The sequence below is a fragment of the Anaerotruncus sp. 1XD42-93 genome (assembly GCF_009917605.1).
Taxonomy (GTDB): Bacteria; Bacillota; Clostridia; order Oscillospirales; family Ruminococcaceae; genus Anaerotruncus.
In genome coordinates this window covers 1-26,446 of sequence record NZ_QZEG01000045.1, presented here as the reverse complement: position 1 = coordinate 26,446, position 26,446 = coordinate 1, and the positions used below count along the sequence as shown (strand labels likewise).

General features: G+C 56.3%; 24 protein-coding genes and 3 pseudogenes. 12 read left to right on the top strand and 15 right to left on the bottom strand.

The window, feature by feature from the left end; all coding sequences use genetic code 11:
- The first annotated feature begins 128 nt into the window (after positions 1-128).
- On the top strand, positions 129-950 hold the full coding sequence (locus D5269_RS13470; RefSeq protein WP_166545185.1) for a hypothetical protein: 822 nt from the start codon (positions 129-131) through the stop codon (positions 948-950).
- A 175-nt stretch (positions 951-1,125) separates the two neighbouring features.
- Positions 1,126-1,659 (top strand): hypothetical protein, encoded by a 534-nt coding sequence (locus D5269_RS13465; RefSeq protein ID WP_016317974.1) that lies wholly within the window; start codon positions 1,126-1,128, stop codon positions 1,657-1,659.
- A gap of 477 nt (positions 1,660-2,136) precedes the next feature.
- Here the strand turns inward: D5269_RS13465 and D5269_RS13455 are convergent, their stop codons facing one another.
- The 14 genes from D5269_RS13455 to D5269_RS13390 all read right to left on the bottom strand — a co-directional run bounded on the left by D5269_RS13455 (position 2,137) and on the right by D5269_RS13390 (position 17,185).
- The gene (locus D5269_RS13455; RefSeq protein WP_016317973.1) at positions 2,137-2,295 is read right to left on the bottom strand and encodes a hypothetical protein; all 159 of its coding nucleotides are present in this window, start codon (positions 2,293-2,295) and stop codon (positions 2,137-2,139) included.
- Positions 2,296-2,450: 155 nt separating this feature from the next.
- Positions 2,451-4,211, bottom strand: a complete 1,761-nt coding sequence (locus tag D5269_RS13450; protein ID WP_016317972.1) for a carboxyl transferase domain-containing protein — start codon at positions 4,209-4,211, stop codon at positions 2,451-2,453.
- Between the two features lie 339 nt (positions 4,212-4,550).
- Positions 4,551-5,708 (bottom strand): sodium ion-translocating decarboxylase subunit beta, encoded by a 1,158-nt coding sequence (locus D5269_RS13445; protein WP_120486045.1) that lies wholly within the window; start codon positions 5,706-5,708, stop codon positions 4,551-4,553.
- 11 nt (positions 5,709-5,719) lie between these two features.
- Positions 5,720-6,169, bottom strand: a complete 450-nt coding sequence (locus D5269_RS13440; RefSeq protein WP_120486044.1) for a biotin/lipoyl-containing protein — start codon at positions 6,167-6,169, stop codon at positions 5,720-5,722.
- Positions 6,170-6,182: 13 nt separating this feature from the next.
- Positions 6,183-6,479 (bottom strand): OadG family protein, encoded by a 297-nt coding sequence (locus D5269_RS13435; protein WP_016317969.1) that lies wholly within the window; start codon positions 6,477-6,479, stop codon positions 6,183-6,185.
- A 121-nt stretch (positions 6,480-6,600) separates the two neighbouring features.
- Complete coding sequence (locus D5269_RS13430) at positions 6,601-7,389, bottom strand: IclR family transcriptional regulator (RefSeq protein WP_016317968.1); 789 nt, start codon at positions 7,387-7,389, stop codon at positions 6,601-6,603.
- 311 nt (positions 7,390-7,700) lie between these two features.
- The gene (locus tag D5269_RS13425; protein ID WP_016317967.1) at positions 7,701-7,889 is read right to left on the bottom strand and encodes a hypothetical protein; all 189 of its coding nucleotides are present in this window, start codon (positions 7,887-7,889) and stop codon (positions 7,701-7,703) included.
- A gap of 2 nt (positions 7,890-7,891) precedes the next feature.
- The gene (locus D5269_RS13420; protein ID WP_016317966.1) at positions 7,892-8,431 is read right to left on the bottom strand and encodes a stage V sporulation T C-terminal domain-containing protein; all 540 of its coding nucleotides are present in this window, start codon (positions 8,429-8,431) and stop codon (positions 7,892-7,894) included.
- Positions 8,432-9,689: 1,258 nt separating this feature from the next.
- Positions 9,690-11,429 carry an ABC transporter ATP-binding protein gene (locus tag D5269_RS13415; RefSeq protein ID WP_120486043.1) on the bottom strand — a complete coding sequence of 580 codons (1,740 nt, stop codon included), beginning with the start codon at positions 11,427-11,429 and terminating at the stop codon, positions 9,690-9,692.
- Positions 11,426-13,162 (bottom strand): ABC transporter ATP-binding protein, encoded by a 1,737-nt coding sequence (locus D5269_RS13410; RefSeq protein WP_120486042.1) that lies wholly within the window; start codon positions 13,160-13,162, stop codon positions 11,426-11,428. The genes D5269_RS13415 and D5269_RS13410 overlap by 4 nt, the downstream gene beginning before the upstream one ends.
- Before the next feature lie 459 nt (positions 13,163-13,621).
- Positions 13,622-14,179, bottom strand: a complete 558-nt coding sequence (locus D5269_RS13405; RefSeq protein ID WP_120486041.1) for a flavodoxin family protein — start codon at positions 14,177-14,179, stop codon at positions 13,622-13,624.
- A 14-nt stretch (positions 14,180-14,193) separates the two neighbouring features.
- A complete protein-coding gene (locus D5269_RS13400; RefSeq protein ID WP_016317962.1) occupies positions 14,194-15,030 on the bottom strand; it encodes a DegV family protein in 837 nt (278 codons plus the stop codon).
- A gap of 562 nt (positions 15,031-15,592) precedes the next feature.
- On the bottom strand, positions 15,593-16,774 hold the full coding sequence (locus tag D5269_RS13395) for an iron-containing alcohol dehydrogenase (RefSeq protein ID WP_120486039.1): 1,182 nt from the start codon (positions 16,772-16,774) through the stop codon (positions 15,593-15,595).
- A gap of 33 nt (positions 16,775-16,807) precedes the next feature.
- A complete protein-coding gene (locus D5269_RS13390; protein WP_016317960.1) occupies positions 16,808-17,185 on the bottom strand; it encodes a hypothetical protein in 378 nt (125 codons plus the stop codon).
- A gap of 210 nt (positions 17,186-17,395) precedes the next feature.
- On the opposite strand from D5269_RS13390, the gene D5269_RS13385 reads away from it, so the two are divergent.
- Positions 17,396-17,986 (top strand): hydrolase, encoded by a 591-nt coding sequence (locus D5269_RS13385; RefSeq protein ID WP_120486038.1) that lies wholly within the window; start codon positions 17,396-17,398, stop codon positions 17,984-17,986.
- A 45-nt stretch (positions 17,987-18,031) separates the two neighbouring features.
- Here the strand turns inward: D5269_RS13385 and D5269_RS13380 are convergent, their stop codons facing one another.
- The gene (locus D5269_RS13380; protein ID WP_120486037.1) at positions 18,032-20,116 is read right to left on the bottom strand and encodes a hypothetical protein; all 2,085 of its coding nucleotides are present in this window, start codon (positions 20,114-20,116) and stop codon (positions 18,032-18,034) included.
- A 388-nt stretch (positions 20,117-20,504) separates the two neighbouring features.
- Between D5269_RS13380 and D5269_RS13375 the strand changes: the two genes are divergently transcribed.
- From D5269_RS13375 to D5269_RS13335, 9 genes and pseudogenes are all read left to right on the top strand, one after another.
- Positions 20,505-21,326, top strand: coding sequence for a MoxR family ATPase (locus tag D5269_RS13375; RefSeq protein ID WP_016317957.1), 822 nt, complete (start codon positions 20,505-20,507; stop codon positions 21,324-21,326).
- Positions 21,327-21,335: 9 nt separating this feature from the next.
- On the top strand, positions 21,336-22,535 hold the full coding sequence (locus tag D5269_RS13370; RefSeq protein WP_016317956.1) for a VWA domain-containing protein: 1,200 nt from the start codon (positions 21,336-21,338) through the stop codon (positions 22,533-22,535).
- A 24-nt stretch (positions 22,536-22,559) separates the two neighbouring features.
- Positions 22,560-22,928, top strand: coding sequence for an ACT domain-containing protein (locus tag D5269_RS13365; RefSeq protein ID WP_120486036.1), 369 nt, complete (start codon positions 22,560-22,562; stop codon positions 22,926-22,928).
- 42 nt (positions 22,929-22,970) lie between these two features.
- Positions 22,971-24,167 (top strand): 23S rRNA (uracil(1939)-C(5))-methyltransferase RlmD, encoded by a 1,197-nt coding sequence (gene rlmD / locus D5269_RS13360; protein WP_199735741.1) that lies wholly within the window; start codon positions 22,971-22,973, stop codon positions 24,165-24,167.
- A 223-nt stretch (positions 24,168-24,390) separates the two neighbouring features.
- Positions 24,391-25,278 (top strand): DUF6017 domain-containing protein, encoded by an 888-nt coding sequence (locus D5269_RS13355; RefSeq protein ID WP_120486034.1) that lies wholly within the window; start codon positions 24,391-24,393, stop codon positions 25,276-25,278.
- A gap of 17 nt (positions 25,279-25,295) precedes the next feature.
- Positions 25,296-25,394, top strand: a pseudogene (locus tag D5269_RS18910) (DUF5348 domain-containing protein); the annotation flags it as partial.
- Between the two features lie 115 nt (positions 25,395-25,509).
- Positions 25,510-25,611: pseudogene (locus tag D5269_RS18905) on the top strand (DUF5348 domain-containing protein); the annotation flags it as partial.
- Between the two features lie 75 nt (positions 25,612-25,686).
- Positions 25,687-26,157: a PcfB family protein gene (locus D5269_RS13340; protein WP_120486032.1), complete on the top strand. Its 471-nt coding sequence runs from the start codon at positions 25,687-25,689 to the stop codon at positions 26,155-26,157.
- Positions 26,154-26,446, top strand: a pseudogene (locus tag D5269_RS13335) (type IV secretory system conjugative DNA transfer family protein); the annotation flags it as partial. The gene D5269_RS13340 and the pseudogene D5269_RS13335, both read left to right, overlap by 4 nt.

Below are 26,446 nucleotides of genomic sequence, written 5' to 3'. Positions count from 1 at the left end.
ATATCGCTTCATGGCTCTATTTTCGCACTTTTATTTGGTTTGTGCAATATTTATTTTTCAAACAAGCCCTAAGAATATCAAAATATGCACAAATTTTATGTGCATAATATGAGAGGAGTAGATCTTTGATGCATGTAACAAAAAAACTGACCGCTACCGCATTCGCTGCTGCCATGGCGCTGTCCCTGGGCCTGCCGGCAGTCGCAGCCGACTTTGACGTTTATGCAAAGCGGATCAACACCAACAAAGAGGTTGCTGAGGAAAAGGCTCCGTTTGAGGGTGAACTGGACTTCGATGTTTATGCAAAACGCATTAACACCAACGAAGTGATCGTCGTGGAGAAAGAGCCGTTTACCGGTGAGCTGAACTTCGATGTTTATGCCAAACGGATCAACACCAATGAAGAGCCGGTTGTCGAGAAAGAGCCGTTCCAGGGTGAGCTGAACTTTGACGTCTATGCCAAACGGATCAACACCAATGAAGAGCCGGTTGTTGAGAAAGAGCCGTTCCAGGGCGAGCTGAACTTTGATGTCTACGCAAAACGGATCAACACCAATGAAGAGCCGGTTGTTGAGAAAGAGCCGTTCCAGGGCGAGCTGAACTTTGACGTCTATGCCAAACGGATCAACACCAATGAAGAGCCGGTTGTTGAGAAAGAGCCGTTCCAGGGCGAGCTGAACTTTGATGTCTACGCAAAACGGATCAATACCAACGAGTTCGCTGTTGTTGAGAAAGAGCCGTTCCAGGGCGAGCTGAACTTTGATGTCTACGCAAAACGGATCAATACCAACGAGTTCGCTGTTGTTGAGAAAGAGCCGTTCCAGGGCGAGCTGAACTTTGATGTCTACGCAAAACGGATCAATACCAACGAGATCGCTGTTGTTGAGAAAGAGCCGTTTACCGGTGAGCTGAACTTCAACGTCTACGAGAAAAAGATTAACATTGCCTGATTATCTGTACATAAAAACGGGGACCGGATATAAAATGAGGGGGCTTTACAAAAAAGGCCCCCTCATGCTGTCCGGATTTAGAGGAAAAAAATATCTGTTGACAAATCTCTTCCGCAGAGTATAATAAGGTTGCTTTTCCAATTCGTTAAGCCAATATGAAAGGGGAAAATATGAAATGCAGATGAAAAAGAAATGTGCCGCAGTTCTGGCTGCGGCTGCGCTGGTTCTCTCGATGGCGGCTTGCAGCGAGTCCAAGCCGGCTGCTGAATCCAGCTCGGCGGCATCTTCCGCACCCTCATCTTCCTCCGAAGCCAGTGCGCCTGAAAAAACAGAGGCTCCCAAGCTGGAGGACTATCAGAAAGACCTGAATGCAGTGATGGAGAAGCTCGTCCCGGACATGAATGAATTCCTGACGCTCGACCAGAACTCAGACGATTATCTGGATCAGGTTGTGGTGATCCTGGGGAAGGTCGATCAGGCGTTTGTCGACATCGCCGCGCTGACCCCGCCGGCAGAGATTGAGGAGAAAGCCCAAATTGCCAAGGATGCGAGCAAGAAGATGAGCGAAGCGGTTTCGGCATACTCCGAGGCAGCCAAAAACGGCGATATGGAGTCTGATGAAACGGTCCAGGCAATGACCGATGCGATGAACCTCTATATGGAGGCGGTTACCGACATGCAGGGCTTTGCGATGGACATTATGTCGTAAATAAACCAAAGGGTTCGTCCGTCTTTGAAAAGGAGGACGAGGTCGAGGGGGGAGATCCCCGCAGCAAAAACCGGAGCGGTGCCGCTCCGGTTTTTGTTATGTAGATTGAAAGTCAGACTGGTTCTTCCTTTTTGATCTTGAAAAAGAACCGCAGGATTGGGGAAAGGAATTTCGGGCTTTTGATGACAACAATTTTCATAAAATGAACCGCCTTTCTATCGAGATTTTTGAAACGCTCCGCCGGATAGCTGGGAGAGGGCTGTCGGAGACCTGTTCCGCATCTTCTTTTTGGAAGGGGCTTTTTTTCTTGTAAAAAACCCCTCTTGGCTCTGGCTCCCAGCCAGAGCCAATTCACCCCTAAATACGCTTCTCAGGATAAAGTATTCCGCCGCGTGCGCGCGGCGGCGGGGGCTCTGCCCCTCGACCCCGCGATTTTTTGAAAAAAATCGAGTAAAACTTTAGATATGGGACAGATGCTTAAAGCAGTAGAATTCGCACCCCCAGCGTGATGAGCAGGACTCCGGCGAGGATCAGGACCAGTTTGAGCGAGGCGAACACCGCCAGCACGATCCCCAGCCCAAACCCGGCACAGCACCACGCCCAGTGGTTACAGTCACAGAACTCCTTGCGCTTCATCCGCTCACCTCCGTTTTGTCTTTCTAGTTCAGTATACGCGGCTGCGGATTTTCTGTTACAAGGGGTTGACACAGGGAAAAGCCCCGTTTTTCCAGATGGAAAAACGGGGCTTTTGCAATCGTAAGGCTGGCGTTCAGCTATCCGCCAGGCTGGGATTATTTGTTCAGGTTGTTGTAGTCGCGGATGACGCGCGGCAGGATCATCTGATGGAACGGGCAGATTGACTTTGGATTCTGGTAGGCCGCTCCCGCGAATGCCGCGATATATTTGCGCAGCTCGGGCATCTTGATGATCTCGTCTACGAAGCCCTTCTGTGCGCAGAAGTCCGGACGGGATTTTACATGATATTCCTGGATCAGCTTGTTCATCTTGTCGATGGTCGGCTGGAGGTCTTTGCCTGCGGCCTCGTCCTTCGCCAGACGTCTCGAATACATCGCAGTCGCGGCGGTCTCGCCGTTCATGACGTAGATCTCGGTTCCTGCGGTACCCAGAGAGAATGCGTTGGTGTCGTTGCCCTGCGGGCCACCCATGACATAGTGCGCAGCCGCGGTGCCTTTCCGCAGGGTAATTTCGAGCTGCGGCAGGCCGGAATTCTGGATCGAATAGATCAGCGACTGTCCGAGGCCGAGCAGCTCTGCACGCTCCGCATCGTTGCCCACATCAATACCGGTGGTGTCCTGAATCCAGACGATCGGCAGGCGGTCACGCGAACAGAAGGTGACAAACTCGTTCATCTTGATGAGTCCCTGACGATAGAGCTTGCCGCCGATGCCGACCGCACCCTGTTTGTACTCGGGGTAGTTCATCAGCAGACCCTGGGTATTGGCAACCACGCCGACCAGCAGTCCGTTGACCTTCGCAATACCGGTGAGAATCTCGGGGCCGTAGCCCTTCTTGTATTCCATGAACTGGCTGCCGTCGAAGATACGGCCAACCACATCATAGATGTTGTAGGGGCGTTTCTGGTTGAGCGGGATCAAGCTGTAGAGGTCATCCGGATTGAGCTGCGGGAGCTGCGGTTCGTCAACCATGAAGAACTCGGGATTGTAGGACGGCAGATCATCCATATATTTCTTGATCGCCTCGATGACGCCTTCTTCCTCTCTGTATGCCTCACGGAAGAAGCCGGTTTCGCTGTAGTGGACCTCGATGGTTCCCGGGGAATCCTGCTTCGCGGTTTTCGCCGCCTCAGCGATCTGTTTGGCGCCTTCCAGGTCGATGTAACCTTTCGGGTTCATGCCGCCCACGATGCCGGAGCCGCCAACCGCCATGTTTGCTTTCTCGTGCGCAATCAGGATGGTCGGGCTGATGCTGTGGTAACCGCCGCCCGCCGGGTTGGTGCCGTAGATACCGACGATAACCGGCACGCCAAGCTGGTTCAGCTCTGCATTGCGATAGAACGGGGTGCCGCCCAAACGACGGTTCGGATAAACCTTCTCCTGCTCGTCGAGTTTTACGCCCGAGCAGTTGAGCAGGTAAACCAGCGGGATGTGCAGGCATTTTGCAGTATCGGAAGCGCGCAGAAGGTTTTCTGCCTGGCCCGCAACCCATGCGCCAGCCAGCTTCTTGTTGTCCGAAGCGACGACAACCGCCCATTTGCCGTTGATCTGGCCGAGACCCTTGATGATCGCGGTGGATTTGTTGTCATTCTCCTCGGGATCGAACAGGCTGTTCAGCGGGCACCAGGAATCCTCATCCACCAGCGCCTGTACACGCTGCATCGCGGTCATCTGGCCGGAAGCGTTCAGGGATTCATCCGAGCGGCCCGAAGACTCTACTTCTGCAATCAGAGTGGCAATGTGTTCCTCAATCTTTTTAAGCTCCGCCTCGTTTTCTGCGTTGACCGCTCTCAGCGGTGCGCCTACGACAGGCATGTTCTGGAAATAACAGGGCATTGAATAGCCGTGATCACTCATTTTGATTCGCTCCTTTTTCAGTATTCTAAAGCTATCATACAAAGCACTTGGAAAAAAGCAGGAAGGTTCTCTCCAAGCCAGCGGCAATCCCACCGCGGAAGGCTGCTATAAGCAGACCTGCTCCAGATTAGGTAGTCAACCAGCACACAGAAAGGCTTTTTTGCCCGCTGCTGAGAAGATGCAGTGGTTTGACGATATGGTAACGTACTGCCGGTCCAGAGTCCTCCGGCAGATCGGATCAAGATACGCCCGGGCCGCCTGCCCTCTCTATTCCACACAATTCTCTGTCCGCGTCTGTCACGCAGCAGGCGGTGCGCCGGGAAGGGAAATGCAGAGGGCTTATCTCGCGCCGAACATCATCAGCATAAAGCCTGCTGCAACTGCCGAGCCGATGACGCCCGCAACGTTGGGGCCCATCGCATGCATCAGCAGGAAGTTGGTGGGATTCGCCTTGCGGCCTTCGACCTGCGCAACACGCGCAGCCATCGGAACCGCCGAAACACCCGCCGAACCGATCAGCGGATTGATCTTGCCGCCGGTCAGGTAGTAGAGCAGCTTTCCGAGCAGGACGCCGCCTGCGGTCGAGAAGCAGAAAGCGGTCAGGCCGAGCGCAACGATCGCGAGGGTCTGCACCCGCAGGAAGACCATACCATCCGCGGTTGCACCGACTGTAGTACCCAGCATGATGGTAACAATGTTACACAGGGCGTTCTGGGCGGTATCGCTCAGGCGCTCCACCACGCCCGACTCCCGGAACAGGTTGCCCAGCATCAGCATACCGATCAGCGGGGCGACCGATGGGAGCAGAAGCACACAGAATACAGTAACAATGATCGGGAAAACGATCTTTTCGGTTTTGCTCACCTGGCGCAGCTGGCTCATCTTGGTGGTGCGCTCCTTTTCGGTGGTGAGCAGGCGCATGATCGGCGGCTGGATCAGCGGGATCAGTGCCATATAGGAGTAGGCCGCCACCGCGATCGGGGCGACCAGCTCAGGGGCGAGCTGGTTTGCGAGGTAGATTGCGGTCGGGCCGTCCGCACCGCCGATAATACCGATCGAAGCGGCCTGCTGCGGGGTGAAAAGCCCGGTTGCCATCGCAATGGTAAACGCTATGTAGATACCCAGCTGGGCCGCTGCACCGAGCAGCAGGCTGATCGGGTTGGCCATCAGCGGGCCGAAGTCGGTCATCGCACCGACCCCCATAAAAATCAGGCAGGGGAACAGGCTGCTCTTGACGCCCATATAGATGATCCGCAGGACGCCCGATTCGTACCACGCCCCGCCCGCGGCAGTGGCATCATACATCAGGTTTGCAAGCGGCAGGTTCGCCAGCAGCATACCAAACGCGATCGGCAGCAGCAAAAGCGGCTCAAACTGCTTGACGATCGCGCAGTAGAGCAGGGCGAACGAGATCAGGATCATGATACCCTGCTGCCAGGTCATCGCCACGAATCCCGACTGCCGCAAGGTTTCGGCAATAATCTCAAAAAAATTCATGAGGATCCTCCTTAGCCAATCACCACCAGGACCGCATCGGTATCGACCGCGCTGCCTTTGCTGACCGGAAGCTGTTTAATCGTGCCGGCCACCGGAGCGACGATCTCGTTTTCCATCTTCATTGCTTCAAGCATAATCAGGACCTGCCCTGCGTTGACCGAATCGCCAACCGCGCACTTTACATCGAGAACGGTGCCGGGCATCGGGCTGGTAACAGTGGTTCCACCGGCGGCAGGTGCAGCAGCAACAGGGGCAGGTGCCGGGGCAGGGGCAGGTGCGGGTGCCGGAGCGGGCGCAGGAGCCGCGGCAACAGGGGCCGGGGCAGGAGCAGGTGCAGGTGCAGCGGCAGGAGCCGGGGCAGCAGCGGGAGCGGCATAGCGGGGCAGAGGCGCATAGCTGCCCTTGACCTTCTCCACTTCAACCTCATATTTTTTGCCATTCAGGGTTGCGATGTACTTCATGACTCAATTCCTCCTACTGAATTTCTTTGATCTCTTTGAAACAGAGCTGTTCTGGCGGCACTTTCATGTCCTCACAGATGACCGACATCAACACCGCAAACGTTTCTTCTTCCTGCGTGTTGTCCACCACCGCGGGGGCAGCGGGCGCGGCCGGCTGCACTGCTTTTCCTTGCCCTGTCAGGCGGTTCACCACCTTGGCAAGGACAATGATCATCAGCGCAAGCAGTACCAGCTCAAGCATGACCACGCACATGCCGATCAACGACACCAAAAGCGTATCGCCCATTGTAAGGGCCTGACCTGCTAACATCTTGCTCCTCCTTTCATTCTATATTGTGGAATCTGTTTTATATTTTGGAATCTATACCCATAATAACACTGTTGCGGGGGAGTGTCAACCGTTTATTCATTGTTTTTTCACAGATTTCGTGTTATTTCGCAAAACTTGCAGGCACCCCGGGGCGCACCGAAAAATTCACATATCCCATGCGGTAACAAAGCTCATCCGCGCAGTCCTTGACAGTCTGTTTGAGCGTTTCCAGACCGATTTTTTCGACTCGCGCATTGGGCGAGATCACCCCGATCGAAGCGATAATCTCCCCGTCCGAACCGAACACCGGCCCGCCAACCCCGACCGCGTCCTCGATATAATCCCCATAGGAGACCGCAAGCCCCTCCTCGCGGATCTTCGCGAGATCGAGCAGCAGGTCGGCCGCATCAACGATCGTGTGGTCTGCCAGCCGCTTGAGCCCGTGTTCAATATAATCCTTCAGATAAGCCTGTGTCTGGTAGGCAAGCAGCGTTTTCCGGAGTGCGCCACAGTGTAAATCCACCTCGTAACCGAATTTTTCGATCACCTTGAGGTTGTTTGGCCCTTCCACCTTTTCGAGCACCAACCCTTTGAATCCCGCAGGGATCACCAGAAATGCGTCCTCCCCGGTTGAATGCGAGAGTTTTTGCAGAACCGGCAGCGCTGCGCTTTGCAGCTTCACATTGTTAGCCGCAGCCATCCCCAGAGAGATCAAAGCCGGGCCGAGCCGGTAGAGATGGGTTTTGTCGTCCCGCACGACGTACATCTTTTCGCAGAAGGTCTGTAGGATGCGGTGGATCGTGCTCGGCGGGAGCTGCACCTGCTCCGCGAGTTCCGCCAGCGAGAACCATCTCTCCGGCACTTTGAGCGCTTCCAACAGTTCAATTGCCCGCAACAAACTTTGTACCATAGTTTCTCCCCTTTCAATGCATCGTTTTCCTTATCTATAGTATAGCGCATCATTCCGTATTATGCAATGCATTCCAAATATATTTTTGAGTGGTACGCCAACATTCCATGCGTCACATGGTGGTGAATCCCAATGCATTTGTCCACCTCAGTCCCCCTGCCAAACAAACATCGATTTCTGGTGTGTACTCCAGATTTTCCGGACAGCCATTTGCCGTTTCTGCCGGCCTGCTGGGAAAAGCCCCCGCTGTATCACAGCGGGGGCTTTATGTTTGGGCAAGCTTTTCGGCGTTATCCGCAGCCTGCCATTTCTCACAGGTCATCCGCATCCTGAACCGGGATTTCTCCCACCTCCATCGGTTTTCCTGTGTAGCTGCCGTTGGGGTCGGTCCGGCTCGGCGGGGTTGCAATCATCCGCTCAACCACCCGGTTGACCCGGTCCTTCGCACGTGCAGAAATCTCATCCGGTTGACCGCCGTACATGTTCTTTTGCTTCTGCATGGCTATTCCTCCATCTGGCGTCCCAGGAAGGAAGCGCCCACCTGGATCAGCTTGATTTCGGTATCGGTCGCGGGGGTGGGGTTGTCGCCCGCAATAAACATCAGGCTCCCGCAGACGTCGCCGGCGGCGATAATCGGGGCTTCCACCAGTGCGAAGCGGTCTACCCCTTCCACCGGCTGCATCTTTTTGCCATCCCCACTCACCGCAAAATTGCGCCTCTGCTCCATGACCTCTTCCAACGCCGGGGAAACCCTGCGCTCGAGCAGCTCTTTTTTGGGGATTCCGGCCACACTGATGACATGGTCGCGGTCACACACTACAACCGGGTATCCCCCGACTTTATGCAGTACCTCCGCATATTGGGATGCAAATGCCGACAGTTCCCCGATCGGGGAATATTTTTTGAAGATCACTTCACCGTCATTATCCGTATATATTTCAAGCGGATCGCCCTCGCGGATGCGCATGGTCCGTCTGATTTCTTTCGGGATGACCACGCGCCCGAGATCGTCGATGCGCCTTACAATTCCTGTGGCTTTCATCAGAATTGTTCCTCCTTTTTTTGCCAGCTCTTTGTTTTTTCTTGAATCGGCAAGGTTATTATTGACTGGCAAAATCGGATTTATGTGGCAGGAACGCCGCGTTTTTCAGGAATCTTATCCCAACAGAAAACGACAGTATTTTTGATGCCAGTTCAGCAGCCGGTGTTCCACGCCGGCTGAAGCCGCGATAAAGCGGGACAGCGCAGATTCCAAGACGCCCCCAATCCATTCCGGAAAGGGGGCGTACGCTTCTCAAAGCCTGTCCAACGTTTAAAGTTTTACGCAATTTTTTTCAAAAAATTGCGGGGTCGAGGGGCAGTGAGACAGCGTCAGTTTGGTTCCAGACCAAACTGACAGGCGCAAAGCGCCTTCCTCGGGGCTTCTCGGGCTTTCAGCCCGAAGCGCGGCATCCGCCGCGACGCCCCTGCGGGCTGTCTTGCGGGTTAGGGGTCAGCGACCCCTCCCCGCAGGCCCCACCCCGGCAAGCTGGGCGGATTTCTTCTGTTTCTAAATTTAAAGTTTTACTCAATTTTTTTCAAAAAATTGCGGGGTCGAGGGGCAGTGAGACAGCGTCAGTTTGGTTCCAGACCAAACTGACAGGCGCAAAGCGCCTTCCTCGGGGCTTCTCGGGCTTTCAGCCCGAAGCGCGGCATACGCCGCGACGCCCCTGCGGGCTGTCTTGCGGGTTAGGGGTCAGCGACCCCTCCCCGCAGGCCCCACCCCGGCAAGCTGGGCGGATTTCTTCTGTTTCTAAATTTAAAGTTTTACGCAATTTTTTTCAAAAAATTGCGGGGTCGAGGGGCAGTGAGACAGCGTCAGTTTGGTTCCAGACCAAACTGACAGGCGCAAAGCGCCTTCCTCGGGGCTTCTCGGGCTTTCAGCCCGAAGCGCGGCATACGCCGCGACGCCCCTGCGGGCTGTCTTGCGGGTTAGGGGTCAGCGACCCCTCCCCGCAGGCCCCACCCCGGCAAGCTGGGCGGATTTCTTCTGTTTCTAAATTTAAAGTTTTACTCAATTTTTTTCAAAAAATTGCGGGGTCAAGGGGCAGAGCCCCTGACGCGCTCCGCACTGCGAGCCGCAGCGAAGCGTTTCGAGCGCAACCCGCCGAAGGCGGGCTCTTAGCGCGAGATGAGCGCGGAACGCTTTATCCTGTGAAGCGCATTTTTCGGGTGAATTGCCGCGAAGCGGCAAGAGGGGGCTTTATGCAAGTGAAAAAGCCCCCTTGCATAAAGAAATACCGAACAGGTTCTCAGGCGTGTCAACTGGTCTGTGCAAACTGGGAATTATACAGGTCCGCATAGAAGCCGCCCTGTTCCAGAAGCTGCTCATGACGTCCCTGCTCGATGATATGCCCATCCTTCATCACGAGGATGCAGTCTGCTTCCCGGATGGTCGAAAGCCGATGTGCGACGATGAAGCTGGTGCGGCCCTGCATCATGGCGGTGAACGCCTTCTGGATGCGCGCCTCAGTCCGGGTGTCGATGCTGCTGGTCGCTTCGTCGAGGATCAGCATGGGCGGATGGGTCAGCATGATCCGGGCAATGCACAGGAGCTGTTTCTGCCCCTGTGAGATATTCCCGCCATCCTCCGATACAATCGTATCATACCCATTCGGCAGCCGCTTGATAAAGCTGTGCGCATGTGCCGCTTTTGCCGCCTGTACGACCTCCTCGTCGGTCGCATCGGGGTTCCCGTAGGCGATGTTGTCCCGCACTGTTCCTGAAAACAGCCAGGTCTCCTGCAAAACCATCCCATACATCCCGCGCAGGCTGTCCCGGGTGAGCGAACGGATGTCTCTGCCGTCCACCGAGATCGACCCAGCATCCACATCATAGAACCGCATCAACAGGTTGATGATGGTCGTTTTGCCGCATCCGGTCGGGCCTACAATCGCGATCCTCTGGCCAGTCTTGGCCGAAAGGTTCAGGTGCTCGATCAGGCGTACCGATGGGTTATAGGAGAACGAAACATCCTGAAGGTCCACATTCCCGCGGCATTCGGACGGTTCTTCCGCATTGGCGGGGTCGGGCGTTTCCGGCTCGGTATCAAGCAGGTCGAACACCCGCTGCGCCGATGCAAAAGCGGTTTGCAGTTCGGTGACCACCCCGGAGATCTCGTTAAACGGTTTGGTATACTGGTTGGCGTAGGTGAGAAAACTGGTGAGGTTGCCGACGGTCAGGCGTCCATTGATGGCCGCCAGCGAACCGGAGATGCAGACCGCCGCATACACCACCCCGTTGACAAACCGGGTACAGGGGTTGGCGAGGGCGGAATAGAACTGTGCCAGCCAGCCGCAGTCATAAAGCCACTGGTTGATCTGCTCAAACTGCTCCTGCGCGCGTTCCTCGTAGCCGAACGCCTTGACCACCCTCTGCCCGCCGATCATCTCTTCGACGAATCCGGTCATTTCGCCGCGTGTAGCGCTCTGCTCCCGAAATTTTTCAAACGAATGCTTGGCGATGAACGAGGCGACAAAGAGGGAAAGCGGGGTAATCACCACCACGACAAGGGTAATCGTGACATTGAGCGAAAGCATGAACCCCAGGGTCCCCAGAATGGTGATGATACCAGTGAAAAACTGGGAAAAGCCCTGTAACAGTCCGTCCGAAATCTGGTCAATGTCGGTGATGACGCGGGCGATGATATCGCCGTGAGGGGTACCGTCGATGTATCGGAGCGGTACGGTTTGCAGCTTGTCGAAAGCTTCGGTGCGCAGTTGTGCAACCGTACGGTAGGTGACGATGTTGGTGCAGAGGGTCATCAGCCACTGAAAGACGGCGGCGAGCAGAATGGTACCCAACAGGACCGCAACAATCCGCGCGATGCCGGGAAAATCCACGTTGCCGGGACCGATAATCAGGTCGATCGCCCGCCCGACGAGGATCGGCGCGTAGAGGGTGAGCGCAACATTCCCGGTTGCAAAGGCCAGTGATACAAGGAGATAGCGCCTATACGGCTGGATAAACCGCATCAGACGGTTGAAAACAGCTTTGTTCATCTGCGGTTCACCTCCTCATGGGAAAGCTGGGAGAGGCAGATTTCGTGATATTCGGGGCAGTTCTTGAAGAGCTGCTCGTGGGAGCCGATCCCGGCGACCTTCCCATCGTCGAGCACCACGATCCGGTCCGCACCCTTGACCGTATTCACCCGCTGGGAGACGAGGAAAACGGTGGTTCCCACAGTTTCCTGACGGATTGCCCGGCGCAGTGCCGCATCGGTCGCGAAATCGAGGGCGGAGGCGCTGTCATCCAGGATCAGCACCCGCGGGTTACCGACCAGTGCCCGCGCAATGGTCAGGCGCTGTTTCTGCCCGCCGGAGAGGTTTTTTCCGCCCTGCAGAATCCTAGTGTCCAGGCCGTCGGGCAGGCGCCCCACAAATTCCTTTGCCTGTGCGATTCCGAGCGCATGGAAAATTTCCTCGTCGGTCGCATCTTCGTCCCTCCATTGCAGGTTGCGGCGGAGGGTGCCCGAGAAGAGCAGCGCCTGCTGGGGGACAATCCCAATCTGCCCCCGCAGCTGTGCGAATGGATAGTCCCGCAGGTTGACTCCGTCCAGCAGAAGCTCGCCTTCGGTCACGTCGTAGAACCGGGGGATCAGGTTGACCAGCGTGGACTTGCCCGCACCGGTACCGCCGATCACACCGATCGTCTCGCCTGGTGCGACCGAGAGGGTCAGGTGGGAGAGGGAGCGTTCGTCCGAGCCGTTGTAGGCGAACGAAACATCCCGGAATTCCAGCCGGGGAGCGCCTTTTACCGGGACCACCTCGCTGTTCCCTTCATCGGTGACACTGGGCAGGGTGTCGAACACCTCCTGCACCCGCGCACCAGATGCCGCTGCCTTGGTGAAGATCACTACCAGATTGGAAACCACGATCAGGGCGAGCAGGTTCTGGGTCATATAGTTGATGAGCGCATAGACCTCGCCTCGGGTGAGTACACCCGCATCGACCTGCCCGCCGCCGAACCAGACGATCGCCACGATCGAAAGGTTGATGATCGTGAAGGTGAGCGGGGATAGCAGGGCGGAAATCCGTCCCACCCGGATCGAAGCATTTTTCAGATCGTCGCTTGCATGGGCGAACCGCTCCTGTTCGGTCTGCTGTTTGGAAAACGCGCGGATCACCCGCACGCCCGCCAGATTTTCACGGGTGATGAGGGAAATCCGGTCGAGATAGCGCTGGATCGTTTTATAGAACGGCACCGACCGGCTGGTCACCAGATAGAGGGTCAGGGCGACGAGCGGCGCAGCAATCAGGAAGATCAGGCCGGTCCGAAAGTCGATGCAGAGCGCCATAATGGCCGAACCGACAACCAGAAACGGCGCACGAACCACCAGCCGGATCAGCATGGCAACCGCGACCTGAAGCTGGTTGATGTCGTTGGTGAGCCGGGTGATGAGCGAGGGCGCGCCAAACCGGTCGATCTCCGCGTGAGAAAAGGAGTTGATATGCGCAAACAGTTCGTTGCGCACCACCGTCCCAAATCCCTGTGATGCGCGGGATGCCAGATACTGGCAGACGAGCGCGCAGCCCAGGCCGGTCAGCCCGAGCAGTACGACGATCGCCCCATGCCCCAACACATAGCCGATGTTCCGGGACGCAATCCCCACATTGATGATCTTGGCAACAACCAGCGGGACGATCAGCTCGAAAATCGCTTCGGTTAGTTTAAAGGTAGGTCCGATAATCAACTCCCGCTTGAAGCCTTTCAGATAACGTGTCAGTTGAAACATAGAAAATACCCTCCGGTGCTGAGAAATGGATAACACAGGGCGGACAACTCCGGCTGCCCGCCCAAAGAACCCATATTCACAACCATTCGATACCGTCTGAGCGGGTCTTTTGCCGGCCTGCTGCGTTGAAAAATCTTGCAATACACAAAGTATTGCCTGCGTTTTTTCGCCTTGCAGAGCAGCAAAACCCCTCGCCCATCCGGCATCCCCTGATTATAAATACAGGTTCAAAATCAACAGAGCTGCTGATCTCTTGTTAGAAAAAGATTCTCCAACTTTTTCAAAGGTTACAGGGACTCCGCGCTCTTTCACTCCGGCCTGGGGTCTGCCGCACCGTGTCGGTCGGGCTATGTACACCAACCAACACGCAAAGAGCCACCCTCAATGGTTTTGCTCCAAAACGCCCGTTGCGGCGGCAGTGAAAAGAGCCGGCAAACAACCTTCGGAAAAAACAGGCTTTCAGAAATTTCTGGCGAGGTCGCGCGCGGACTCCAGCCACTCGGGGGCATTGGCCGCCGCACCTTTTTCCCATAGCCCGGTTGCGACCAGGATACCGCAGTCCTCCCAGTTGAGGTAGTCGATCATCCGCTCATAGCTGCCGACCGCACCCTCAAATGCATCGTCGTCCTCCTCTGCCCCGCAGAGGATCATAGCAGACTGCTTGCCCTCGAACGCCGGTTTTTTATCGTCTTTACAAAGCGGATAGAACCGGTCGATCACTGTGCGGATCTGCGCAGACATCCCGTAGAAATACAGCGGGGTTGCAAATACGACCGCGTCCGCCTGGTTCAGCAGCGGATAGAGCGGCTGCATCCCGTCTTCCTGCACACAGGGAAGCCCCTTCTTGGTCCAGCAGCGGTCACACGCCAGGCAGGGTGAAACCCCGCTTCCTGCTGCGCAGAACCGGTCGATCCGGTGCCCCGCCCGTTCAGCCTCTTTGATGAATTCTTCTGCCAGCAGATCGCAGTTGCCGCCTTTGCGGGGGCTGCCGGTCAGAACAAGAATCCGTTTTCCCATCCTTGCCGCCCTCCTTAGAATGCGATGATGACGCCGCCGTCATTGGCATACATCGTGCTCAGCCCTCCCGTGCGGGAGATGATAATTTCCTTGAAGGAAAACCGCTTCTGCGCCTCCGCCCGGATAAAATGTGCCTGACGGTCATTGTTGCAGTGTGTGATGACCAGTGTACGGTCGGAGAAATCGGTGCAGCATTCACCGATGATGTCGACCAGCCGGGTAAACGCCCGTACCGAGCCGCGGGCCTTTTCAAACAGCCGGATCTCCCCGTCAACAGCGGTCATGATCGGGCGCAGGGACATTGCTGAGGCAACATACCCGACAATCCGTCCCATCCGCCCGTTTTTGATCAGCGTGTCGAGGTTCTCGAGGATAAAAAAGGTGTGCATATGCTCGATAAAATGGGTCACCTTGCGGACGGTAGTGTCGAAATCCATCCCCGCCTGAATGCAGTCCCGCAGTTTGCAGGCAACCGCAAGCTGCCCGGCTGAAGCGGACTTGGAATCAAAGATATGGATTTGCTTGCCCGGGGATTCCTTTTTTACGATGTCCCGCGCCATACAGGCACTGTTGTAGGCGCCGCTGAGCTTGGAGGTAATCATTGACCCAAAGACGATACTGGACTTGCGCATCTTCTGGGCGAACGCCTCCGGCGGAGGGCAGGCTGATTTTGGCACCGACTTGCTTGCTTTCATCGCAGCCAGCCAGTGGCCGATGTCAAGCGAATCATCATCGGTATAATTGATGTTTTCCAGGAGCATCGAAAAGGGAACCATTTCCCCGTTGAAGAAGGAGGCCAACTCAGGGGTCAGATCGCAGCAGCTGTCGGAAACCAGTTTAAAATCCTGCATGAGGTCAGATCCTTTCATCGCGTTTTGTCGTTTGATAGCATGGAAGCACCTGGAAAGAACGGTTCTGGTTCTTTTCAAGCCTGCGGCGGCTCCGCCTCAGAAGGCTGCTTATGGCAGCAGTCCCGCTTCAGGGTACATGGTTATCGGGCACGCTCGGTGTGCCGGCAGATTTTTGCCCGCCCCTTAAAAACAGGCGCCTGTTTTTAAGAGGGCTGACGACGTGTCCCAGGAGCATTGCTTCGAAACACTTTGCATATATCATATCGCATTTTATTCTGATAAGTCAATGAAAATCTGGTAATTTGTACAGAATCGGGCTTCAGAAGAGTGCTGTCAGAAGCTTGGGGCAGGGCGATGCAGCAGATTTCGATAACAGCAGCAAGAGAAGCGGAGGTTTTCACCATAAAAATTGAGTAATGAGTAAAACGTTAGATGCGGAGCAGGCTCTTAGAACCTGTTCCCAAGCCTTTTCAAACGGCTGGAAACATCCTGTATATGCTGGCAAAACAAGCACCCCCGTTTCCGGTTTTGGAAGCGGGGGTGCTCGGATGTATCGTCCGGATTATTGGTTTGCAAGCTGGTAGATGGCGAAAGCGGCCTCCTTGTTGACCGGTTTGAAGCTGCCAAGACGCATGGCATCTCCGCGGGTGGCCTTGTCCGCCATCCCCCAAAGGACCTCATCCGGCTGTACGCCGATGCCGAGGCTGGTGAAGTCGGTGGGCATCCCCAAAGACTGGAAATACTGCACCGTCTCCCGGATAGCCGCCTCTGCGCGCTCCTGCTCGGAGCCGGACTGGATGCCCCAAACCTCCCGGGCAAACTGGACAAACCGTTCGGGATGCTCCCGCCAGCTGTAAGCGGCCCATGCGCCCCACATCACCGCGAGGCTGGCGCCGTGAGCCACATCAAATTTTCCGCTCAGTTCGTGTCCGAGCTTGTGCGGCACAAAGTCCACTGCCGCGCCCAGACCGGTCAGTCCGTTATGGGAGACGCTGCCGCACCACATCAGCTCGCTCATCGCTTCATAGTCGTGGCTGTCCTGCATCGCAGTCCTGCCGTTGGCGATGACGGTCCGCAGCAGCGCTTCTGCAAACGCATCGGTCAGCTGGTTGCCTTTCGTGGGTGTGAAGTAGCGGTCGAGTGTATGCATCATGATGTCTACGATGCCGCAGGCCACCTGATAGGCCGGGAGGGTATAGGTCAGCTCCGGATTCATGACCGCGAACCGGGGCCGGTTAAACGGGGTGCTAAGCCCGCGTTTGACGCCGGTTTCCTCGTTGGTCAGGACCGAGGAGTCGCTCATCTCGCTCCCGGCTGCCGAGATGGTCAGGATCACCCCGACCGGCAGGCTCTTCTGCACCGTCCTGGTGCCTTCCCAGTAGTCCCAGATATCGACCGACGGCTCCGCTACGCCATGTGCGATCGCTTTGGCGGTGTCGATCACGCTGCCGCCGCCGACCGCGAGGATGAAGTCCGCGCCGAAGGACAAAGCTTCCTGTACCCCCTGCCGCGCCAGCGCAAGCCGGGGGTTTGGCTGTACCCCGCCCAGCATCCGGCAGGGGAGGTTCGCCCCGTCCAGCGCGGACTGGACCCGGCCGAGCAGCCCGCTGCGCACGACACTGCCGCCTCCATATACCACAAAGACCCGGCTGCCGCCAAATTCCCGCACCTGCTGTGCAACCTGTTGTTCACTGTCCTTTCCAAAGAGCACCTTGGTAGGGCAGTAATAGCAAAAACTTTGCATATGAGGGACCCCTTTCCTATATTGAAGATCATTTCATTCTGGTATCTGAATGAAATATTCCTCGTCGTATTTGTCTCGGACATCATCATAGGTGAACCGTATTTCCGTTTCGGACAGCCACTCCACGTTAAAATGTACCGTCTCCATAAAACCGCTGTTGGGATAGTTCCAGATTTCTTTGTTCCACAGAACCCCTTTTTGATAGATGGTGGGGCGGCAGACAAGGTCATACCGGACCACAATCGTGTTGGTTCCCCCGGGCGATGTAAACACCTCTTCTTCGGCATTGGAGAGGAGATGATAACAGCCCCGAACGAGGGAAACCACAAGAACCAGTATGGACAGCGTCAGCATGGTCGGAACGGAAAGATATTTGGTTGTTTTACGGCTACGCTGTTCTTCTTTTCCCAAAATGGAACGGCCTCCCTTTCGGTTCTATTGTACCATGCCGCCCGGCCTGTTTCAAGGCGGTCAGGCGAATATTGCCCGGGAAACGGGTTCTCCTGTCTCGAAACAGGGCCGGCCAGAGGACAGGGGCTGGAAATTCTGTATGGATTGTAGTAGAATAGTGGACAGGACGGGCGGCGCTTCGCCCGAATTGATCGAAAGAAGGGATCATCGTTGGAAACGAAAGTGACCAGGGAGCAGGCGGTCAGCCTGCTGAAAATGTATAATCGGGAGCCGTTCCACCTTCTGCATGGGCTGACGGTCGAAGGGGTGATGCGCTGGTATGCGCAGGAGCTTGGCTATGGCGCGGATGCGGCATTCTGGGGGACTGCGGGTCTTCTGCATGATGTGGATTTTGAACAGTATCCGGAACAGCACTGCCAAAAAGCGCCCGAATTGCTCGCGGAAATCGGAGCGGAACCGGAACTGGTTCACGCGATTTGCAGCCATGGGTACAGCCGGTGTTCGGATGTGAAGCCGGAGCACGAGATGGAGAAGGTGCTCTATGCGGTGGACGAGCTGACCGGCCTGATCGGGGCTGCGGCACGTATGCGCCCGTCGAAGAGCGTCAGTGATATGGAAGTATCAAGTCTTAAAAAAAAGTTTAAGGATAAAAAATTTGCTGCCGGATGTTCGCGGGACGTTATCCGCGAGGGTGCGGAGTTCCTCGGCTGGGAGCTGGACAAACTGCTGGACCAAACCATCCAGGCGATGCGCTCCTGTGAAACGCAGGTCAGCGCCGAACTGGAACAGCTTACCGCATAAGAACAGGCTGACCCCAGGGCCGCATGGCCCCGGGGTCGTTTTTTTTCAGGGGGTGATATAGATGATCTGCATCTGTGTATTCTGTGCAGCCGGGTCATAGTGATAAGAATAGGCGGCGGTTTTGCCATCGTGTGTCGCGGTGATCAACAGGCCGGGGGCGCCGTTTCGCGGAGGGTCGTATTCGAGCAGGAGCGCACTGTCCCCGCCATACCAGTTCCGCGCGGCTGCGCCGGTGTAGTCACGGATGAGGAACGGGTCGTCGTTCGGCTGGTATTCTCCCCCGTCGAACCGGTAGTCCGAAAGGGTGAGGATGGTACCGTCATGGACTGGCATCAGCAGGGCGGTTTCCCCGCCGGGGGAAATCGGGACAGGCTCGTAGTCCTGGCAGAGGCGAAGGGTTCGCTCGTCCGGATGGCGGATCAGCACCGCAAGGGTATCCCCCTCGGGGAACCCGACCGCGCCGGTCAGGTAGAGCTTGTTGTTGAACGCCACGCCGGTGATCTCCGAGCGTTTCCGGTAGCCTTCCGGGAGCAGTTCGGCGCGTTTGGCGTCATACTCGCTGGCGGATAACGCGGCCGCGTCAAAAAAACCGGTGGTACTGCCTGCGACCGGCGGGAATTGGCCGCTCTTTTCCGCCTGCACATAACATTGCAGGATGCTTGCGTGCTCATTCAGGCCCACCAGCCCGCCGACCGCGCGGGAATTTGGGTCGAGCGTTTGCAGCAGGGCGGAGGAGAAGCAGTTGGAGACGGCTCCGGCACCCAGATGCCCGATCAGCCCGCCCGCATTGCGCACGTATCCCGGCTCGCCGGCGCCCATCCGGACGGTCCCCTCTGCGGAACAGCCCTCCACCCAGGTATAATAGCACATCCCGAAGAGACCGCCGATCCCCTCACGGCCATCGACCGTCACATCGGTGTGACAGTTGATGGCTTCATTGGCATGGCTGAACCGGTCGTCCCCGGTCGAGCCGACCAGCCCGCCCACATCGGATATACCGGAGATACTGCCTTCTACCGAACAGTTGTACAACCGTCCCATGAAGCTGCCGGCCAGCCCGCCGACCGAGCTTTCCCCGGAGACGTGCACATTTTGCAGATGCAGGTCTTGGATCACAGAGCGGCGCCCGGTGCTCCCGAACAGGCCGGTGGGCAGAGGCATTTCGTTGAATGGGCTGGTTCCCGGGCAGGAGAGGGTCAGATTGGAGATCGTATGCCCGTTCCCTTCGAATACTGCGTCGAACGGGCGGGATTCAGGGAGCAGGGGGAAGGTGAAGCTGCCGATTGGCTCGATGTCGATACCGGACATGTCGAGGTCGGCTTCCAGACGGAAGGTCTGCCCCAGGTAGCTGCGGTCGCCCGCGTTGACCATCCGGGAAAGGCGGACAAGCTGTTCCGGCGTGCGGATGGCAGTGAACGATTCATCCACCCTGGCTTCTGCCGAGCGGTACTGCCAGTCCCCTTCCGGGCTGGGGGAAAAGGTATAGACCAGCTCGGGAAGGTCAAAATCACCGGTTTTCCGCGCCGCAGTGACAGAGATGCCGCCGTCCGTGAGGACCTCGCATCCGGTGACCAACAGGTCATAGGTTGGACGCAGCTCGGGCAGTGTGCCGATGGAGCTGCCGTAGATTTCCCCGGCATAGCCGGTCAGGGCCGAGGAGGTTTCCGGGATATGCACCCCGCCGGTTTCTTCCTCGACCGGGTCAAAGGTATTGTAATAGGCAAAATCGGAGTACGGATCGAGCGCGCCGATCTGGGAGAATCCAAACAGAGATGCAGCAGTCTGTTCGACCTGCGTGCGGGGGAAGATGCTCCAGTCATCCCCCGAGTCATTCTGAACGCGGTAGGCATGTTCCCCATTCTCCGCAACCAGACGATGGATCGACAGGCAGACAACGAGGTCGTTGGAAAGTTCGCTTGGATGGGAAAACGGCATCCCGCCGGTGACCGCCTCATATGGCAGGATGTAGGATTCAAACAGTTTCTGCGCGGTCTCCTTGTCCACTTCCCCGGGGGGGTCCTGCGTTGGAGAGGGCGGATCGGAAGCATCCGGGGAAGCGGGAGCGGCGGTCCGGGAGCAGCCGGTGAATAAGAGGATGCATATCAAAAGGCAGCAGAAGAATCGGTACAAGAGAAAGACCTCCTTTAGAGCACTTTCATAGCCGGAGCATTTTTATTAAGCGACAGGCAAAAGCCGGCAGGCATGCTTTGCAAACGCGGCGGCTATGTAAGAACCTGTTCAGTATCTGAAGTTTTACTCCATTTTTTGCGCCGGTTGGCCTATGTACGCCGCTGCGGCGGAACACTTTATCCTGAAACCAGTATACATCGGGCCAGTCTCTTTTTCAACTGTTCAAGCGTTCAGCCCTTGACAACCGGATGAAGAATATACTAATATTTGAAAGCGTGAATGCGCATCGTGGTCCAAAGGCCGCAGATTTCAAATTTCAAAAAAGTGGTTTGATGCTTTAAAAACAGTTCGATTATAACACATTGACGGGCAAAGGATGGTATGAACTATGTCGGAAAAACGGGAACGGTCTTTTTCAGGGAGTGAACAGTATGTTGCGTCGCCCGAGCTGATGCAGTCGGTCAACATCGCGATGGCGCTGGAAAAGCCGCTTTTAATCAAGGGGGAGCCGGGCACCGGAAAAACGATGCTCGCGCAGGCGATCGCTTCGTCTCTGGGCAAACGTCTGGTGATCTGGAACATCAAGTCGACCACCAAAGCGCAGGATGGGCTGTACGTCTATGACGTGGTGCAGCGGCTCTATGACAGCCAGTTCGGCGGGCAGGCGGTCGACGACATTGCGAAATATGTCAAGCTGGGCAAGCTCGGGGAGGCGTTCGCATCCGAGGAGCAGGTGATCCTGCTGATCGATGAGATCGACAAAGCTGATCTGGAATTCCCGAATGACCTGCTCTGGGAACTCGACCGTATGGAATTTTACATCCCCGAGACCAAAGAGACCGTCCGGGCAAAACAGCGCCCGGTGGTCATCATCACCTCGAATGCGGAAAAAGAGCTGCCCGACGCGTTCCTGCGCCGGTGTATCTTCCATTACATCCAGTTCCCGGACGCCGCGTTGATGGAGGAGATCGTGCGGGTGCACTTTGACAGGCTGGAAGAGCATCTGCTTCAGGAGGTGTTGGACACCTTCTATTGGATCCGCACCCTGTCCGATCTGCAAAAGAAGCCGAGCACCTCCGAACTGATCGACTGGATTCGTGCGCTGGTGATCGGAGGGATCGACCCCAACGAAATCCGCAAACGGGTGCCGTTTGCAGGCGTGCTGCTCAAAAAGAACGAGGACCTCGACCAGCTTGCGCTTCGTCTGTGAGGTAGCGGGATGTTGACAGGATTTTTTTACCATCTTCGGGGAAGCGGGCTGGATGTTTCGTTGAACGAGTGGCTCACCCTGACCGAAGCGCTCGACAAAGGGCTGTGCGGCGGGAGCTTTACCCGGTTTTACTACCTCTGCCGGGGGATTCTTGTCAAGAGTGAGGCGGATTTCCCAGCCTTTAACCGGGCTTTTCTCGAATACTTTGAGGAGATACAGAAAGCGGGCGGACAGATTCCCCAGGAGCTTCTGGATTGGCTGAACAATCCGGCTGAGCAGAAGAACAACTATGACGCGGATACCGCCCGGGAGCTCCTGCGCAAAGACCTGCGGGAGATCCAGCGGATGTTCCTCGAGCGGCTTCAGGAGCAGCATGAGCAGCATAACGGCGGCAGCCATTGGGTCGGGACGGGCGGAATGTCCCCGTTTGGGAATGCGGGAAACAGCCCCACCGGCATCCGGGTCGGCGGGCAGTCCCGGCACCGCAGGGCATTCGAGGTAGCAGGCGAACGGGAGTTTGAGGACTTCCGGCGGGATACCGTGATCGGGGTGCGCCAGTTCCAGACTGCGCTGCGCCGCCTGCGGCAGTTTTCCACGCGGGTGGATGCGCCAAAGGAGGAACTCGATCTTGATGCTTCCATTCAGGCGACCGGGGAACAGGCGGGCAGGCTGAAGCTGGTCTACGGCCGGCCGCGCCGGAATACAGTCAAGCTGCTCCTGCTGATGGATTCGGGCGGTTCGATGGACCAGCATCGCAGGCTGTGTGCCGCGCTGTTTCAGGCGGTCTCCGATTCAAGCCATTTCAAAGACCTTAAAATCTACTACTTCCATAACTGCATCTACTCCAAGCTTTACACCACTCCGTCATGCAGCTATCGGGCGAATGTGGATACCGAATGGGTGCTCCGGACGTTGGGAGAGGACTACAAGGTGATTGTCCTCGGAGACGCGATGATGGACCCTTATGAGTTGACCGGTTCCAGCTATTACGACTATGGGAACCCGGACAGTGTGCGCGGGATCGACTGGCTGCGCAGATTCCGGAAAAAGTTCGAGAAGATGGTCTGGATTACTCCGCGTCCGATGCGGTATCCACCCGGCTCCTACTGGCGGAAAAGCTACGACATCATCAGCCGGGAGTTTCCGATGTACACCCTTACGATGACCGGGCTGGAAGCCGCATTCAAGCGGCTGATGGTTTCCCGCTGATGGCCGGCGGAGAAGGGAGAACCAATGAAACTGAAACGGATTGAGCGGGAATTTTCGGTGTGCCGGATTCCGGACCTCTCGGAGGTCGACTTTCAAGATGCCTTCTGTTTTGTCGGGAAAACAGATGAGGAGCTTTCTTTGGTCTGTCCGACCGAAAAAGTGCCTGCGTGTACGCTTGCAAGGGCGGATGGCTGGGGCATGTTCCGTATTGAAGGGGTTCTGGAGTTCTCGCTGGTGGGCGTCCTTGCGGGAATTTCTGCGGTTCTGGCAGCACATCAGATCGGGATTTTTGCGGTTTCGACCTACAATACCGACTACATCCTGACCAGACAGGAGGACTATGAAAACGCATTATCCACGCTGGAACAGGCTGGCTACCAGATTGTCCGGTGAGACAGCGATAAAGCCCATCGCAACAGGGAAAGGAACATGAGGATGGAACAATATAAGGCAACCAGGCCCGCCAATCGACGGCCGGAGCGCAATCCGGACCCTTGCCCGCTCTACCGCAAATGCGGCGGATGCCAGCTGCAAAATCTTTCCTATCCGCAGCAGCTTGTCTGGAAGCAGAACCAGACTGAACGCCTGCTCGGAAAATTTGGAAAGGTCGAGCCGATTCTGGGGATGAAACATCCGTACCATTATCGGAATAAGGTACAGGCAGCGTTTGGGCAGACCCGGGATAAAAAAATCATCTCTGGGGTGTACCAGTCGAGCACCCACCGGATCGTCCCGGTTGACCACTGCATGATCGAGGATGAGACAGCGGACGCGATCATCGTCACGGTGCGGGAACTGATGAAACCCTTCCGGATGCAGCCCTACAATGAACACACCGGTACGGGGTGGCTGCGCCACCTGCTGGTCAAGCGGGGATTCGCAAGCGGACAGGTGATGGTGGTGTTTGTGGCGGCTAACCCTATCTTTCCGGCAAAAAAACGGTTCATCGAGACGCTGCGCAGCCGGCATCCGGAGATAACCACCATCCTGCTGAACATTAACCCGATGCGCACCAGCATGGTGTTGGGGGAATCCGAACGGGTGCTCTTCGGACCGGGTTTTATTGAAGATACCCTTTGTGGCTGTATCTTCCGAATTTCAGCGAAATCGTTTTACCAGATCAACCCGGTGCAGACCGAGCTGCTTTATGGACAGGCAATCGCATTTGCCGGTCTGACCGGGCGGGAAACGGTGATCGACGCCTATTGCGGGATCGGTACGATCGGGTTGATCGCCAGCCGGAAGGCGGGGCAGGTGATCGGGGTCGAATCCAATCGGGATGCAGTACGGGACGCGATTTCAAACGCCAAACGCAACCAGATCCGCAATACCCGCTTTTTTCACGCGGATGCGGGGACGTTTATGTCCGGAATGGCACAGGCAGGGGAAAAGGCTGACGTGGTGCTAATGGACCCGCCCCGCGCCGGCAGTGATGAAGCGTTTCTTTCTTCGATTGTCTCACTTTCGCCTGAAAAAGTGGTCTATATCTCCTGTAATCCCGAAACCCAGCGGCGTGATCTCGAATTCCTCACCAGGCAGGGCTATCGGGTACTCCGGATTCAGCCGGTTGATATGTTCCCACATACCAACCATGTGGAGACTATTGTGTTGCTACAAAGAGAAAACTCGTAGAAATCCTGTGTTTCCAATACTTTGCCCGTCATGTGGTGTTTGACGCCGAGGGCGATAAACTCCGCAATAAGCGCATTGAGGACTATATCACCGTTTCAGTCGTCATTGATATGGAGTGTGGGAACACAAAAACTGAATAGCGTATGGACAGGCAAACGCCGCAGATTTTGAAAAAAGTCTGCGGCGTTTTTTCATGTCCAGACACCGAAAGGAGCGGAGAACCATGCCAGTATTCCGCGTGGAGAGGAACAAGGGGTACACGGTGATGTCCAACTACCACCTGCGGGACAAATCCCTGTCCCTGAAAGCCAAGGGCCTGCTGTCGCAGATACTTAGCCTCCCGGAAGATTGGGATTACACCCTGTCCGGCCTGTGCTATATCAACCGGGAGAGCAAGGACGCTATTCGTTCCGCCGTCAACGAATTGGAGCGGGCCGGGTACATCGAGCGCCACCAGACTACGGACGAGGGCGGCAAGTTCAGCAGCAACGAGTACATCATCCACGAACAGCCTGTTTCTTTGCCGCCGTCGTTGGATAAACCGTCGTCGGAAAACCCGACAACGGGAAAACCGACGTCGGAAAATCCAACGCAATTAAATAAAGATAGAGTAACTAAAGACCAAGCTATTACTGACCCATCAATTACCCATTCCTTTCCCTCCCTTTCACCCCCTCCCACTGAAACGGCTGGGACTGCTACGGCTTCGCCGCTGGAAAGGAAGGGAACGGAAGCGGCCACGCAGAGCGCCGTTGAGATTTATCGGGAGATCATCAAGGAGAATATCGAGTACGACCACCTCCTGCGCCACCCCAAGATCGACCGGGAGGAATTAGACGGCATCGTAGAATTGCTGGTAGAAACCGTCTGCACGGCCCGTAAGACTATCCGTGTTGCCGGTGATGACTACCCCGCCGAGCTGGTAAAGGCCAAGCTGCTGAAACTGAACAGCGGCCATATTGAGTTCGTCATGGACTGTATGCGGGAGAACACCACGAAAATCCGCAACATCAAGAAATACCTGCTGGCGGTGCTGTTCAACGCCCCCAGCACGATGGGAAGCTACTACACCGCCCTCGTCGCCCATGATATGGCGGAGGGTAAAATCTGACAAAGGAGGCCCCGACTATGAAACAGGGCGCATTGATTTTTGACGAGCGGACAGACCGCTACGACATCCGCTTTGACCTGGCCGACTACTACGGCGGCTTGCACTGTGGACAGTGCTAATGGGGGCCCCCGCAAAATCGAAGATTTTGTGGGGAGAGGAGGAGCAAGGGAGCGAACGCAGTTTTCGCCGCAGGCGGAAACGGAGTTGAGCGGACTTTGCGACGACGAGATGGTGGGCGGGCGGTGGAAGCCCACCCGCATAGAGTATGCCGCCGACTGGTATCTCGTCGGCATCCGTGCCGACGACCTGAACGGCCTGCGGGTGCGTATCTGATGCGGATTTACCTGCGGCGGCTGGTAGTGCCGCCTTAGTTTTTATCCCCGACTTCTGGCAAAGGAGGTATGACGCTTGCAGGAGGAAGTCACTCAAAAGACCATCGCGTTATCCATGAAAACCGGGAAGCTGACGGCCCAAGTGCTGCAAATGGCCCTGAAAAAGTTTTTGGAGGCCCAGAAGCACGGCCCCAAGCTCCATCAGGGCCAGCAGAGCCTAAAGCAGTTAAAGCAGCACGGGGCGGCGCTGTCCAACATCGAGATCACCGACGCCAATATCGCCGCTTTCAAGCCCTGCGCCAAGAAATACGGCGTGGACTTCGCCTTGCGGAAGGACAAGACCACCCAGCCGCCCCACTACATCGTGATCTTCAAGAGCCGGGACGCCGACAATCTGGAACAGACTTTCAAGGAGTTCACCGCCAGGAAGCTGTCACGGGAGGCCAAGCCCCCCATCCGCAAGGCGCTGTCTGTCCTGCGGGAAGCCGCTGGCCGGAATGTCCAGAGGGCCAAGGAGAAGATCAGGGAAAGGGGGATGGAGCGGTGAAGCCTGACCTGAAAAAGCTGATAATCACCAACCTGCCCTATCTGCTGTTCGTGTGGCTGTTCGGCAAGATGGGTGAGGCGTGGCGATTGGCGGCGGGGGCGGACGACTCCCAAAAGATGCTCCACTTCATGGACAGCCTGGCGGCGGCGTTCGCTAACGGCCTGCCCAGCTTCCACCCCTTTGACCTGTGCATCGGCATAGCGGGCGCTGTGCTGGTGTGTCAACGCCAATTTGAAATTGTAAGAAAACGCCGAAGAAATTTTGTAGTTTTTCGGCGGGGGGTAACAAA

Coding starts and splice junctions, on each gene's coding strand:
- D5269_RS13470 (WP_166545185.1), top strand. CDS start 129: ATGCATGTAACAAAAAAACTGACCGCTACCGCATTCGCTGCTGCCATG.
- D5269_RS13465 (WP_016317974.1), top strand. CDS start 1,126: ATGCAGATGAAAAAGAAATGTGCCGCAGTTCTGGCTGCGGCTGCGCTG.
- D5269_RS13455 (WP_016317973.1), bottom strand. CDS start 2,295: ATGAAGCGCAAGGAGTTCTGTGACTGTAACCACTGGGCGTGGTGCTGT.
- D5269_RS13450 (WP_016317972.1), bottom strand. CDS start 4,211: ATGAGTGATCACGGCTATTCAATGCCCTGTTATTTCCAGAACATGCCT.
- D5269_RS13445 (WP_120486045.1), bottom strand. CDS start 5,708: ATGAATTTTTTTGAGATTATTGCCGAAACCTTGCGGCAGTCGGGATTC.
- D5269_RS13440 (WP_120486044.1), bottom strand. CDS start 6,169: ATGAAGTACATCGCAACCCTGAATGGCAAAAAATATGAGGTTGAAGTG.
- D5269_RS13435 (WP_016317969.1), bottom strand. CDS start 6,479: ATGTTAGCAGGTCAGGCCCTTACAATGGGCGATACGCTTTTGGTGTCG.
- D5269_RS13430 (WP_016317968.1), bottom strand. CDS start 7,389: ATGGTACAAAGTTTGTTGCGGGCAATTGAACTGTTGGAAGCGCTCAAA.
- D5269_RS13425 (WP_016317967.1), bottom strand. CDS start 7,889: ATGCAGAAGCAAAAGAACATGTACGGCGGTCAACCGGATGAGATTTCT.
- D5269_RS13420 (WP_016317966.1), bottom strand. CDS start 8,431: ATGAAAGCCACAGGAATTGTAAGGCGCATCGACGATCTCGGGCGCGTG.
- D5269_RS13415 (WP_120486043.1), bottom strand. CDS start 11,429: ATGAACAAAGCTGTTTTCAACCGTCTGATGCGGTTTATCCAGCCGTAT.
- D5269_RS13410 (WP_120486042.1), bottom strand. CDS start 13,162: ATGTTTCAACTGACACGTTATCTGAAAGGCTTCAAGCGGGAGTTGATT.
- D5269_RS13405 (WP_120486041.1), bottom strand. CDS start 14,179: ATGGGAAAACGGATTCTTGTTCTGACCGGCAGCCCCCGCAAAGGCGGC.
- D5269_RS13400 (WP_016317962.1), bottom strand. CDS start 15,030: ATGCAGGATTTTAAACTGGTTTCCGACAGCTGCTGCGATCTGACCCCT.
- D5269_RS13395 (WP_120486039.1), bottom strand. CDS start 16,774: ATGCAAAGTTTTTGCTATTACTGCCCTACCAAGGTGCTCTTTGGAAAG.
- D5269_RS13375 (WP_016317957.1), top strand. CDS start 20,505: ATGTCGGAAAAACGGGAACGGTCTTTTTCAGGGAGTGAACAGTATGTT.
- D5269_RS13370 (WP_016317956.1), top strand. CDS start 21,336: ATGTTGACAGGATTTTTTTACCATCTTCGGGGAAGCGGGCTGGATGTT.
- D5269_RS13365 (WP_120486036.1), top strand. CDS start 22,560: ATGAAACTGAAACGGATTGAGCGGGAATTTTCGGTGTGCCGGATTCCG.
- rlmD (WP_199735741.1), top strand. CDS start 22,971: ATGGAACAATATAAGGCAACCAGGCCCGCCAATCGACGGCCGGAGCGC.
- D5269_RS13355 (WP_120486034.1), top strand. CDS start 24,391: ATGCCAGTATTCCGCGTGGAGAGGAACAAGGGGTACACGGTGATGTCC.